This window comes from Thalassotalea sp. 1_MG-2023 (genome assembly GCF_030546745.1).
Taxonomy (GTDB): domain Bacteria; phylum Pseudomonadota; class Gammaproteobacteria; order Enterobacterales; family Alteromonadaceae; genus Thalassotalea_C.
Genome location: NZ_JAUOPD010000011.1, coordinates 59,341 through 72,320 on the forward strand (window position 1 = coordinate 59,341; position 12,980 = coordinate 72,320).

The following is a 12,980-nucleotide window of genomic DNA, read 5'->3' on the forward strand; positions in this document are numbered from 1 at the left end:
CCCTGCAAACATTGCAGAGCCGCTTTAATCTTAGCACTTTAAATGAGATTAAGGCTTTTTAATCGCCTGTAAATCACCATCTTTTGACAGTACAAAAAGTAAATTTCCATCTGTCGTTGGTGTTGCATATACACCACTGCCATCAACGTGATGACGAGCAACAATATCGCCTGACTCTTTGTCTAACCAATGTACATAGCCTTCAAAATCACCAACTACAATATAGTTATCGAATTCTTTTGGTCCTGTCACATTACGGTTAGTGAGTGCAAGTTGACTCCATTTTTCTGTGCCGTTTACGCGATCAATCGCATAAACATGGCCTTTAACGTCAGTTAAGTAAATCGTGTTACCACTGATTTCAAGGTCACGATAAGAAGAGTATTGACGTTTCCACAACACTCGTCCGCTTCGTAAGTCTACTGACGCTAAGTTACCGCGAGCAGAAATACTATAAGCCTTGTCACCATAAATGATTGGGCTTGAATCAATATCAACAACACGGTCTAATTCTGTTGAACCCGTTGCTTCGCCTATTTCTGATGTCCATCCTTGTTGACCACTTTCTAACAAGTATACCGTCAAACTACCATTTGGTGCACCAACAACCGCACCACCAGCAGCTAATGCGGGTGAGCTGGTACCCCTGAGTGTTAATGGTGGTACATCTTGCTCTATTTGCCATAGTGTTTCACCATCAGTGGCGTTAAACGCCTTAACAACGCCTGATGCAGTATTTACAACAAGTACGCCAGCATCGAAGCCTGGTGCGGATAACACTTCACCTTTCACTTTACTGTGCCAACTTAGCTCACCTGTTTCTGCGTCTAAGGCATAGACATCGCCATTCTCACTGCCAATGAATACTTTATTCATTGCTGCAGTTGGGCCGCCATTAAGAAACGCTGTTGGCTTACTAGAGAAAAATCCGCCTTCGCCTTCTTTGCGTAAATCAGTGCGCCATAATTCTTTACCGGTCGCTGGGTCCATCGCATAGACTTCACCTTCGCGGCTAGCACTGTATAGCTTGTCATAGGCAACAAGAGGGGTAATACGTGAAAAATATTTACCTACACCACCAATGCTCTCTTCCCAAGCTACCTCAGCTTCAAATCGTTCAGTAATCTCTGTGAGTTCCACCGGTTCATTAGGATCGATTTCATCATCAGTAGAAGAACATGCCATTAAGCCTGTTAATAAACAGCCCATAAGCAATGTTTTATGTCGTAATACGTTTGTTATTTTTAGCACTAATGGCTCCGTTTAATCACGCGTTATTTAAAAAGCAAGGTTATTTAGGTAGAACAATTTGCTCTGCTAGGTTATCAAACTTCATTTGTAATACAGGATTTGTACCAGCTGAGCTTGCGTCTAATGCTGCCTGATAAGCCGTGCGAGCTTTTGCCTTATCACCATTTAAAACATAGGCATCACCTTTAATTTCTTCACGCTCGGCATTAAACGCTTCTGGAAATTCACCATTTAACGTTTTTAACGCTAATTCAATTTGCTTAGTTTCAACTTGCACACGTGCTAAGCGTAATTTAGCTAATGCTTGCATTGCTTTGTTAGTAGTATTTTCAATCGCTTGATTTAAATACGTTTCAACTTGTGCCCAGTCTTTATGTTCGGCAGAGTCTTTTGCTAAAGCAAGCGCTGTTAAACTAGCGTAACTTGTTCCACTGTGATTTTTAATAAAGTCCTGACCACGTGTTTGAAACGCGTCATCATCTTGTTCTAATAAAGTGATCACTTGCTGGTAATTTTCCGAAACTTCTATTTCTTGGCTTAACTTATTATCTTTGTAATAGCCATAACCAATAAAGCCAGAAAAACCCAACACTAAGCCAGCAATGATGGCATTACCATATTCATTCCAAATTCTTTTAAGTTGTTCAACTTGTTGTTCTTCTGTTTGATGTATATCCACAACGATTCCTTTAAAGTAAACTTTTTAATAACGCTGGCACTTTATCAAATGCCATTTGTTGTTGTTCTTGTTGACCACGTAAATATTTTACCGTGACTTGCTGATTAACGAGCTCATCTTCACCTAAAATAAGCGCAACCTGTGCGCCTGACTTATCAGCACGCTTAATTTGTTTTTTCATATTACCGCCACCACAATGTGTTTGTATACGCGTTTGTGGGACTTCATCTCGCCATTGTTCGGCAAGTGCTGTAGCTTTAATGTCTACGCCTTCTCCTAAGCTGATCACATAGGCATCAACTTGTGGCCTTACATTTTGCACTTTATCTAAACTCGTTAACATTAACACTAACCGTTCAATGCCTAATGCGAATCCAAAACCAGGTGTTGCCTTGCCGCCTAATTGTTCAACTAAGCCATCGTAACGACCACCGGCACAGATTGTTCCTTGTGCGCCCAAGCTATCTGTTGTCCATTCAAATACAGTGCGATTGTAATAATCTAATCCACGTACCAATTTATCATTAAGTACATATTTAATACCTGCTGCATCTAAACGCTGGCATACACCTTCAAAGTGTTTGGTTGACTCTTCACCAAAATAGTCAGCTAATTTAGGTGCCCCCTCTAACGCTTTTTGTACGTCAGGGTTTTTACTGTCTAATACTCGCAACGGGTTAGTATGCATACGCCTTTTTGAGTCATCATCCAGTAAATCTTCTTTTTCAGATAAAAAGGTCACTAATGCATCGCGATACGCCGCGCGCTCTTCGTTAGATCCTAACGAATTTAACTCTAGTGTGACAAACTCATCGATGCCAAGTTCCTTCCAAAGTCGATAAGTTAATGAAATAACTTCTGCATCAATATCAGGTGTTGCTATACCAAAGGCTTCTAAGCCAAATTGATGGAATTGACGATAGCGCCCTTTTTGCGGACGTTCATGGCGAAACATCGGCCCCATATACCATAAACGTTGCTCTTGATTATAAAGCAGACCATGTTGATTACCCGCTCGTACACAACAAGCTGTGCCTTCCGGACGCAACGTTAAACTGTCACCATTACGATCATCAAAGGTGTACATTTCTTTTTCAACGATATCGGTGACTTCGCCGATTGAGCGTTTAAAAAGTGCGGTAGATTCGACAATTGGCATACGAATTTCGGCGAAACCATAGTTACTGGCAACACGGCGTAAGACTGATTCAACCATCTGCCAAATATTCGTTTCTGAAGGGAGGCAGTCGTTCATACCACGAACAGCCTGAATTGTTTTACTCACCTAGAAGGCTCTCTTTTTGCTATTGGAAATGTAAAATGCAGCGCGCATTATAGGCAGTTTAGCGATAAACGTAAACTACCGAGCTTAATTGTCGATCTCTTTGATCGCAATTTTATTGGCTTGATCCATTAACTTCGCTTTTGCGCGAATGCGTTGTTCAAGTTGATCAACCAATTGGGTGTTATCAAAGCGCTCTTTTTGCCTAATGCCATCTAAGTAAAAGCCACTTTTTTTACTACTGCCAGTTAAGCCTAAATCTGACACTGTTGCTTCACCTGGGCCATTGACAATACAGCCAATTATAGAAACATCCATCGGTGTCATAATATCCTCTACGCGTTGTTCTAATTCATTCACAGTGCTTATCACATCAAATTCTTGACGAGAGCAACTTGGACAAGCAATAAAATTGATACCACGGCTACGTAATTTTAACGATTTTAGAATGTCAAATCCTACTTTTACTTCTTCAACAGGATCTGCCGCCAAAGAAACACGTAACGTATCACCAATACCTTCAGATAATAACAAACCTAATCCAACAGATGACTTAACCGCACCCGCTCGTAGCCCGCCAGCTTCAGTAATACCGAGATGTAATGGATTATCTATTTGTTTTGCTAATAATCGATACGAGCCAACGGCTAAAAAAACATCGGAAGCTTTAACACTGACTTTAAAATCATGGAAGTTTAATCGATCGAGAATATCAACATGACGCATTGCTGATTCAAGTAATGCTTCAGCGGTAGGTTCTGTATACTTTTCTTGAATATCTTTCTCTAACGAGCCGCCATTAACCCCAATACGTATTGAGATACCTTTATCGCGTGCAGATTCTACTACCGCTCTAACGCGATCTTCACGGCCGATATTTCCTGGATTAATACGTAAACAATCTGCACCATATTCAGCCACTTTAAGGGCAATACGATAATCAAAGTGAATATCCGTTACTAACGGTACAGAAACTTGTTGTTTAATTTCTCTAAAGGCTTCTGCGGCATCCATAGTAGGTACACTTACCCTTACTATGTCAGCGCCAACAGCTTCTAAAGCTTTTATTTGTTTAACCGTAGCGGCAACATCAGTGGTTAATGTATTCGTCATAGACTGAACCGCTATAGGTGCATCACCACCAACAGGTACATTACCGACCATAATCTGGCGTGATTTGCGACGTATAATAGGAGATTCTTTAAACATAATAAATTCGTTTACTCTGCTTGATTTTCTGCGTCGAGTGGCAAGGTAAATTTCGCAATGTTGCCACGGGAAAATTGCGACATATCGATATTGTCACCTTGAAAAGCAATTGCCACCAATTCTGGCTTTCCTAGCGTGACTTTAAACGGTGCTTGTCCTGATATATTCATCACATAGCCTGTTTTTTTGATACCCCAAGCCACACGTTCACCTGTAGCGTCATAGATATTGACCCAACAATCGCCTGAAAAAGTAAATTGTGCAGACACTAACGGTTCATCAGTTGGGGTAAGAGACTCTTGCTTATCATTAGCTTCAGCATCCATATTGCTTAAACTATTTTGCACAACAGGCTCATTTGCTAAGGCTACGTCATTAGGCGTTGCATTATCAGCTTGTTGAGTCAATTCAGTTGATAATTGTTCTGCATCAGTATCTGTCGCTATGTTTTTTTCATGACTCTCAGTTGTTGTTTTTAACGTTTCAGCTAAAGGCGCAATATTCGCGTCATCAATAATTTCGTTTTCAGGTTGTTCGTCAACATCAGTTGTTAACGATGGTTGCTCCACTGAGGTTGGCTGTGCTTCTGTGCTAGATGTATCAACGGCCTCTGTTTTCTGGCTTTGCTTGGCATCTTGGATCCACCAAATCACACTAGAACCGACAAGTGTTGCTAAAATCAAATACGTCAGCAACATAAGCCTACTATTTTCTGCTTGTTTTTCGGTTTCCTTTGAAAAACTTTGCATCGGTGAGCCTTGCTTATCTTGCGTAGATACAATATTCAGTGCTTCATAACTCGCTAATACCTCAGCTTCCGGCAAATTAACAAGTTTGGCGTAATTTTTTAAATAGCCACGATTAAAGGTAGAAGGCAGTGACGTATCAAAAATATCCTGCTCTATTTCACCAACTAAAGCTTTCCTGAAATTCAATCGATCCGCGACATCTAATTCACTTAAACCCATTTTTTTGCGTGCTTGAGCAAGCATTTTGCCAGGGCTTAATGTTTCTTGTTCTTCACTATGTTCGTTTATTTGTTCGTTTTGCGTCATGTTGGTCATTATGATGGTTGTTACTTCTTAGGATCAGCAAGAAAAATTACATCACCTATTTTAATTGACTGATTTCGAGAAAAGTTATTCCAGCGTTCTAACGCTTTCATGTGAATATTATATTCTACGGTAATGGAAAATAACGTATCGCCTTTTTTTACAATATGTTGAGGAATTGACGGTTTTTCCACAGTTGTCGTGATACTTTCATTCGCAGGCGTCACCTTAGTCTCTGTTTTTTTGCTATCTACATGACTTACTGACTTAGCACTGTTGTCATCAGCTTTACGTTTATCACGCTCAGACTTTTTAGTAATATCACGCTGTTTCGCGTTTTCATTTATTGATTCAGCACTATACCTTTTAGGGGATAGCTTCACCACACGCTTTTTCTTTTTATGCACCAGTAACGGCTTTGTTAATAACTGGTATTTCTCAGCTAACTCATCAGCTTCTGTATGATCAAGCCCATTGAGTAAAAATTGCTTTGCTTGGAATGATTGCGGAAACATTTTCACTAACATACTCGCGTAATTTTTAGCAACACCCATTTTATTTTGTTTCTGGTATGTTTTAAACGCTAATGCCAAGGCTTCTGGCATAAATCGTCGGGTAGCTTTCTCATAACGCTTTAAGTACTGCTCTGCTAATTGATAATCACCCTTTGCATACTGTAAGCGCATCATGTGCAAAATGGCAGAAGCGTTACTTGGGCTGTGCTGAATTGATTTATGTAAATAATGTTCGGCTTTGTCAAAGGCATCGGCGTCAAGTTGGCATAATGCTAAATTTTCATAACTTTTTGCCACTAATAAATACGTGGGGACGGCAATGGCCTTTAACATTTTCTGTTCAGCAAGCGCATATTTCTTTTGTTTACAAAGAAATACACCGTAATTATTCAGAGTATCTGGGTCATCGCCGTTAATTGATAATGCTTTCTCATAAGCTTGGGTTGCGAGTTTGGGCTCACCAACAGTATCATAATAATGAGCAAAAGCTGTATGCACTTGAACAAGTTTAGGGGCTGAACGTTTTGCTTTTTCTAAATTAAGTTTCGCCTGCGTGGTATTCCCCATTTTTAAATAACCAAGCCCTAGAGATATTCTGGTCATCGCAATTTCATTGTTCGATGACTCATTTTGTATCACGGGCGTGTTTTTATCATTTTCGTATGTTTGGGTTACACAGCCCGTTAAACTTAAAAAAATGATCAAACAAGTTATTGTTCTCAGAAAATTATCCATATATACCGACACAAGCATTATTGTTATCAGACTATTTTCACTGAAATTTGTTCAGCTTTCACCTGTTTTTTTTCATTTGCTTGTTCTGCGATGGTTGCTGTACGTTTTGTACGGTCTAAAACCTCGCCGGCAAGCTGTCCACAAGCGGCGTCAATATCATCCCCTCGCGTACGTCTTGTGATCACGGTATAGCCATAACTTTGTAGCACTTTATCAAACCTATCGATACGTGAATTACTTGAACGTTTATACGGCGAACCAGGATAAGGATTAAAAGGAATTAAGTTCACCTTACTTGGGGTGTCTTTCAATGCATGAGCGAGTTCATGTGCATGTTCTGTAGAGTCATTCACTTCTTGGATCATCACATATTCAACGGTCACTGCTTTTTGTGCTTTTGAACCATCGATATACTGACGAGAGGCTGCTAGAAAGTCTTGTAATGGATATTTTTTATTTATCGGCACAAGTTCGTTTCGTAACTCATCATTGGGTGCATGTATTGAAATAGCCAAGGCACAGTCAATTTTCTCTTTTAACATAGCAAGTGCAGGAACAACACCAGACGTACTCACAGTTACACGACGTTTAGATAAACCATAGCCAAGATCATTTAGCATGTTATCAAGCGCTGGCAGTAAGTTTTTCATGTTTAATAATGGTTCACCCATCCCCATCATCACTATGTTAGTGATTGGTCGCTTACCAGCAATACGAGTTGCACCAATATCATTAGCAACACGCCATACTTGACCAATAATTTCAGCGACTGATAAATTGCGATTAAAACCCTGCTGAGCTGTTGAACAAAAAGTACACTCTAAGGCACAACCTACCTGTGAAGAAACACATAAAGTTGCACGATTATTTTCAGGGATCCAAACCGTTTCAACTTCTTGCCCCCCTTCTAACTTTAATGCGTACTTTATTGTGCCATCCGTTGATACTTGTTTTTGCGAGATTTCTGGAGCTTGAATTTCACAGTTACGCGATAATTTTTCACGCAATTTTTTATTCAAATTTGTCATTTGTTCAAAGTCGTCATAACCAAAATGGTACATCCATTTCATGACTTGATCAGCACGGAACGGTTTTTCGCCGATTGAAGCGAAATACTCACGCAACCCTTGATGGTCAAAGTTTAATAAATTAACTTTCTTCATAGTTGGTTGAACAACGGTTGCGGCTTCACTCATATTAAAAAACTCTCAATACTACAAAATTCAAGGGGCAAAATTGTACACTTTTTCAACAAAAGAGACAATTAAGATAACTAGCATAAATTCACTATTAGCTTTTATCAGCGATAACTTATGCTAATCATCTAACAAAACAAAAGGATTTTACCGAAAACCGATAAAACCCTTTTATTATCTTTTATCAATTAAACTAAACGCTTAGTAACTTTCTTAATAGCAATACCCATTTTTACCTTAGGTAAGTACCGCCGATAGTCTAACGTCGCTATGCGTAGTGTTTAATGAAAATTAACGAGTGCGTGGGCAAATCTCGTCATCTGAGAAGAAGTACGCAATTTCGCGAGCCGCTGATTCTACAGCGTCTGAGCCGTGAACAGCATTTTCGTCGATTGAGTTTGCGTAATCTGCACGTAAAGTACCCGCTAATGCTTCTGCAGGGTTAGTAGCACCCATGATTTCACGGTTTTTTAATACTGCGCCTTCACCTTCAAGCACTTGAACCATCACTGGGCCAGAAGTCATGAATTCAACTAAAGCACCGAAGAAAGGACGTTCGCTGTGCTCAGCGTAGAAGCCTTCAGCTTGTTCTTTAGAAAGGTGAACCATTTTTGAAGCAATAATAGTTAAGCCAGCAGTTTCAAAGCGGTTGTAAATTTGACCAATAACATTTTTTGCTACTGCATCAGGTTTTACGATAGAAAAAGTACGTTCGATAGCCATGATAAGCCCTCAATTTTTGAACTAGAATATAAATTTTGGCGCGATTATAGACCAATTGTTAGCAAATGCCTACCTAGGAATAAAGATTGTTTTAATTAGGGGGTGTTTAACTTTGTAGTATCAATTTTGGCCCATTCTTATTGCTATCTGGATAGGTAGCGAAAACGAAATTTGCAAAATTTTGAAAAATTTCAACCGTGAAAATCAATTATCAACTTAAAGAAACAGCCCTTTGTTATTAAAGGGCTGCTTCATATAAATTCAAAAGTTACAGACTACAACGACGATATTGTCGATAAGCAGGTTGCCAAAAGTTACGTTCAATTTTGGCAGTTAACGCATCATCATCAATACGTAAGGCCAAATCTTGGTCAAACGCTACTTGCGCCACGGCAAAAGCTATTTCTTTACTCAAATTAGCGATCTCAGTTAGTGGTGGTAACAATTCACCTTTACCCGTATTTGCCAAAGGAGAAGCTTGTGCTAGTGTCTTACTAGCAACCATTAACATTTCATCTGTGATCCGGTTAATATTTGCGGCAACAACCGCAAGACCTAATCCAGGGAAAATATAACTGTTGTTACATTGTGCAACAGGGAAAATATCACCTTTATGCTCGACTGGCTCAAACGGGCTACCAGTCGCCACAATGGCTTTGCCCTCTGTCCAATTAATGACCTGTTCAGGCGTTGCTTCTACTTGTCGTACTGGGTTACTCAGTGGAAAAATAATCGGTTTATCATTATATACTGTCATGGCTTTAATCACGTCTTCAGTAAATAAGCCAGCCACACCAGATACACCAATGAGTATATCAGGTTGTGCTTGTTCTACTGTTTCTAGTAGCGTTGCATATTCACCAGCGACTTTCCACGAGGCAATTGCTGACTTGTGTTGACCAAGCTTTTCTTGAAAGTCTCTAAGCCCTTCCATACCTTGAGTAACCAAACCGTGACGGTCGATCATGTACACTTGACTGCGTGCTTGTTCTGGCGAAGCACCTTCACTGATCATTTGTGCAATAATTTGTTCTGCAATACCACAACCGGCTGAACCCGCGCCAACAAATACCACTTTTTGCTTTGATAACTGCCCACCTTTTATTCGGCAAGCCGCCAGTAGAGTACCTACCGTTACCGATGCAGTACCTTGAATATCATCATTAAAACAACAAATTTGATCTTTATAACGGTTTAGAAGCGGCATAGCATTAGGCTGGGCAAAATCTTCAAACTGCAACATGACGTGTGGCCAGCGGCGTTTTACTGCTTGAACAAACAGATCGACAAATTCATCATATGCTTGTTGATCAATCCGTGGCTTGCGCGTACCCATATACATTGGATCGTTTAGTAGTTTTTCGTTGTTTGTGCCCACATCAAGCATCACGGGTAAACAATATGCTGGGCTAATTCCACCGCAAGCGGTGTATAAAGAAAGTTTACCAATAGGAATACCCATGCCTCCTATACCTTGATCACCAAGACCAAGAATACGCTCACCGTCGGTTACTACAATTATTTTAACTTTATTTTTAGTCGCGTTGCGTAATATATCGTCTATGTCGTGACGATCTTCATAGGAGATAAACAAACCACGATTGCTGCGATAAATATCAGAGAACTTTTCACACGCATCGCCTACTGTCGGTGTATATATTATCGGCATCATTTCCGCTAAATGTGCTTGCACTAACTTAAAGAACAAGGTTTCATTTTTGTCATGTATTGCACGCAGATATATATGCTTATTTAAATTGGTGCGAAAACTACTGTATTGCATATAACAACGTTCTACTTGCTCATCAATCGTTTCGTATGACGGAGGCAATAAACCGGTTAAGTTGAACTGCTTTCGTTCTTCACGAGAAAAAGCAGACCCCTTATTAAGCAAAGGAGTTTCTAATAAATTAGGACCTGAATAGGGAATATATAGAGGGCGTTGATTGTTTGTTGTCATAAGTTTGTATTATTTGCGCCAGTTAGTTGCGATAAGACTTAAATTTAAGCATAAGCTATAGCGCCTGATTATAGTCGAACTAATGCGTTCAACAAACCCGAGCACTGGACAAACTGTTAAAAATAGAGAAAAAAAAGACATTCTTTAGTGTCTGTTGATCTTTCGCGTTTATTTTTGCAGCAGTTTATTGGTATTTAGACAAAGCATTGCGATTAATGTGTGGTTATTCCTCATGATAAAGCAATAACAACGTATTAAAACTTTTCGCAAAAAAACGATCACCGACAAAATAATGAATACACATTGAGCGCAGTAAATTTTAACTGCTGAACTTTCAACTACATTTCATCCATCCACGCTAATTGAATCGCTTCTAAGACTCTTTCGCCGCAATGGTTCGGATCATCATCAAAATTTTCAAGTGCTAAAACCCATTCACGTAACTCAGTAAAATGTATTTTGTAAGGATCCACATCAGGATGCCGCTCGATTAAATCAAGCGCAATGTCGAGTGAATCTGTCCAGCGAAGCCCCATAAAGCCCCCTCATTGTTTATACTAAAATATCAAATGGAACCAATAAAAGTCGGCCAATAACATGATAAGTAACCAAATAAAGATCAATCTCACACGACGACAAAATTGGCAGTCTGTACGCCACAAATCGGTTAGTTTTCCAAAAAAGTGTTTTGACATAATTTTACCGTTAAAGTTAAGTATAGAGTAATTCCATTCTTTGCAAACAATGCCTTTTCTATAAACGTTTAAATTTCGTTAAAAGAGCACTTCTTTGTAGGGCTTGGTATAATATACAACAAACAATATAATCGCGAATGTAAAAATGGCTAACATTACTTTGTCTGATGACGCAAAACACCAACTTATTAACAAGTTACAACATTATTTTGAACAAGAACTCTCTATTGAATTAGGCCAATTCGATGCTGACTTTTTACTTGATTTTATCGGCGACAATTTCGGTAGTTATTTTTATAATCAGGGTTTATATGACGCACAGCACATTATTAACGAGAAAATAGATCATATCAGCGAAACGTTATATGAATTAGAAAAACCCACAACGTAAATTTTTTATCACCGTATTGATTTAAAACAAAGTCTAACAAATAGCATGCGATATACTAACCTCATCGCCACTCTAAGGTACCTAATATGATGCAAATTACCGATTTAGCGCAAGAAGAAAAGTTACCGCCCATATTAAGGTTAGGTTTTCGTCCCTTTTTTCTACTTGGCCCTGCTTTTGCCATTATCGCCCTGACACTATGGTTATTGATTTTTTACGGAAAGGTTAACTTCCAACCTTTTGCTAGTGGTTATTGGTGGCATATTCATGAAATGATCTTTGGCTTCGCTGCTGCCATTATTGCTGGATTTTTGTTAACAGCAGTGCAAACTTGGACAGGGATTAGAAGCGTACATGGTACCGCGTTATTTTGGCTTGTCATTTTATGGTTAGCTGGCCGCATTGCATTATTATTACCGGCATATCTGCCTCATATAATGATCACCATTATTGATTTGAGTTTTTTACCTGTAGCTGCCTACATGTTAGCTAAGCCGATTATTGCCGTGAAACAAAAACGAAACTTATTCTTCGTACCTTTGCTATTAATGTTCACCTTGGTAAATGGTCAAATGCACCTTGCGTTTTATCAAGGGGATAACGCAAGTGTTCAATTTTCTGGCTATGCCGGTATTATGTTGATCACATTGCTAATTTCTATTATTGGCGGCAGAGTAACCCCAATGTTTACCGCTAACGGAAGCAAAACCGAAAAAGTAACGAACTTACCTTGGCTTGAAATTAGCGCAAACATCACGTTATTGGTTATTTTTATGATGTATTTTATCAGCCCTATATTAACCATGAGTCAGCAAACATTTGGGTTACTTTTTGCCATTGCTGGCACACTTCAATCGTATAGAATAACGAGATGGCGTCCTTGGGTTACTTTTAAAGTTCCACTTTTGTGGTCACTACATTTAGCTTTCTTTTGTATATGGCTAGCCCTATTACTACTTGGCCTGTCTTATTTATTTAACCTATTTCCTGCTAATCACCTTTGGCATTTATTAACGGTTGGCGGGATCAGCGGTGTTATACTTGCGATGATAGCACGTGTTTCACTTGGCCATACCGGTAGACCGCTAATAGTAGGAAAGCTTATAAAACTCAGCTTTTTATTCATTTTTATCGCTGCGTTTACCCGCGCAATTTTACCAATTTTTTCGCCCGCTACTACGCCTACATTTTATTGGTTAGCAACAGGGTTTGCTTGTGCGAGCTTTTTACTTTTCTTATATCGCTACATACCTTATCTTGTTCAACAACGCACAGATGGTAGACTGGGATAA

Annotated in this window: 12 protein-coding genes; 2 read left to right on the forward strand and 10 right to left on the reverse strand. The window is 39.3% G+C overall.

What is annotated here, in order from left to right:
- Window positions 1-48 precede the first annotated feature (48 nt).
- From bamB to iscX, 10 genes are all read right to left on the reverse strand, one after another.
- On the reverse strand, window positions 49-1,251 hold the full coding sequence (gene bamB / locus Q4489_RS10495) for an outer membrane protein assembly factor BamB (RefSeq protein ID WP_303479955.1): 1,203 nt from the start codon (window positions 1,249-1,251) through the stop codon (window positions 49-51).
- A 40-nt stretch (window positions 1,252-1,291) separates the two neighbouring features.
- Window positions 1,292-1,930 (reverse strand): tetratricopeptide repeat protein, encoded by a 639-nt coding sequence (locus Q4489_RS10500; protein WP_303479957.1) that lies wholly within the window; start codon window positions 1,928-1,930, stop codon window positions 1,292-1,294.
- Between the two features lie 10 nt (window positions 1,931-1,940).
- Complete coding sequence (hisS, locus tag Q4489_RS10505) at window positions 1,941-3,215, reverse strand: histidine--tRNA ligase (protein ID WP_303479959.1); 1,275 nt, start codon at window positions 3,213-3,215, stop codon at window positions 1,941-1,943.
- Between the two features lie 84 nt (window positions 3,216-3,299).
- A complete protein-coding gene (ispG, locus tag Q4489_RS10510; protein ID WP_303479962.1) occupies window positions 3,300-4,421 on the reverse strand; it encodes a flavodoxin-dependent (E)-4-hydroxy-3-methylbut-2-enyl-diphosphate synthase in 1,122 nt (373 codons plus the stop codon).
- Between the two features lie 11 nt (window positions 4,422-4,432).
- On the reverse strand, window positions 4,433-5,485 hold the full coding sequence (rodZ, locus tag Q4489_RS10515) for a cytoskeleton protein RodZ (RefSeq protein ID WP_303479965.1): 1,053 nt from the start codon (window positions 5,483-5,485) through the stop codon (window positions 4,433-4,435).
- Window positions 5,486-5,496: 11 nt separating this feature from the next.
- Window positions 5,497-6,741 carry a type IV pilus biogenesis/stability protein PilW gene (pilW, locus tag Q4489_RS10520; protein WP_368389593.1) on the reverse strand — a complete coding sequence of 415 codons (1,245 nt, stop codon included), beginning with the start codon at window positions 6,739-6,741 and terminating at the stop codon, window positions 5,497-5,499.
- 8 nt (window positions 6,742-6,749) lie between these two features.
- Complete coding sequence (locus Q4489_RS10525; protein WP_303479969.1) at window positions 6,750-7,919, reverse strand: bifunctional tRNA (adenosine(37)-C2)-methyltransferase TrmG/ribosomal RNA large subunit methyltransferase RlmN; 1,170 nt, start codon at window positions 7,917-7,919, stop codon at window positions 6,750-6,752.
- Between the two features lie 291 nt (window positions 7,920-8,210).
- Window positions 8,211-8,642 carry a nucleoside-diphosphate kinase gene (gene ndk, locus Q4489_RS10530; RefSeq protein WP_303479973.1) on the reverse strand — a complete coding sequence of 144 codons (432 nt, stop codon included), beginning with the start codon at window positions 8,640-8,642 and terminating at the stop codon, window positions 8,211-8,213.
- A gap of 268 nt (window positions 8,643-8,910) precedes the next feature.
- Complete coding sequence (locus tag Q4489_RS10535; protein ID WP_303479976.1) at window positions 8,911-10,602, reverse strand: NAD-dependent malic enzyme; 1,692 nt, start codon at window positions 10,600-10,602, stop codon at window positions 8,911-8,913.
- A 338-nt stretch (window positions 10,603-10,940) separates the two neighbouring features.
- Entirely contained in the window at window positions 10,941-11,138 is a 198-nt protein-coding gene (gene iscX, locus Q4489_RS10540; RefSeq protein WP_303479978.1) for a Fe-S cluster assembly protein IscX, read from the reverse strand.
- A 304-nt stretch (window positions 11,139-11,442) separates the two neighbouring features.
- Here iscX and Q4489_RS10545 point away from each other — a divergent pair, with 304 nt between their 5' ends.
- A complete protein-coding gene (locus Q4489_RS10545; protein ID WP_303479980.1) occupies window positions 11,443-11,688 on the forward strand; it encodes a DUF2164 domain-containing protein in 246 nt (81 codons plus the stop codon).
- An 86-nt stretch (window positions 11,689-11,774) separates the two neighbouring features.
- Complete coding sequence (locus Q4489_RS10550; RefSeq protein WP_303479983.1) at window positions 11,775-12,980, forward strand: NnrS family protein; 1,206 nt, start codon at window positions 11,775-11,777, stop codon at window positions 12,978-12,980.

Excerpts from the sequence above, each read along its gene's own strand:
- pilW (WP_368389593.1), bottom strand. The coding sequence starts at position 6,741 with ATGCTTGTGTCGGTATATATGGATAATTTTCTGAGAACAATAACTTGT.
- Q4489_RS10525 (WP_303479969.1), bottom strand. The coding sequence starts at position 7,919 with ATGAGTGAAGCCGCAACCGTTGTTCAACCAACTATGAAGAAAGTTAAT.
- ndk (WP_303479973.1), bottom strand. The coding sequence starts at position 8,642 with ATGGCTATCGAACGTACTTTTTCTATCGTAAAACCTGATGCAGTAGCA.
- Q4489_RS10545 (WP_303479980.1), top strand. The coding sequence starts at position 11,443 with ATGGCTAACATTACTTTGTCTGATGACGCAAAACACCAACTTATTAAC.
- iscX (WP_303479978.1), bottom strand. The coding sequence starts at position 11,138 with ATGGGGCTTCGCTGGACAGATTCACTCGACATTGCGCTTGATTTAATC.
- ispG (WP_303479962.1), bottom strand. The coding sequence starts at position 4,421 with ATGTTTAAAGAATCTCCTATTATACGTCGCAAATCACGCCAGATTATG.
- Q4489_RS10550 (WP_303479983.1), top strand. The coding sequence starts at position 11,775 with ATGATGCAAATTACCGATTTAGCGCAAGAAGAAAAGTTACCGCCCATA.
- rodZ (WP_303479965.1), bottom strand. The coding sequence starts at position 5,485 with ATGACCAACATGACGCAAAACGAACAAATAAACGAACATAGTGAAGAA.
- Q4489_RS10535 (WP_303479976.1), bottom strand. The coding sequence starts at position 10,602 with ATGACAACAAACAATCAACGCCCTCTATATATTCCCTATTCAGGTCCT.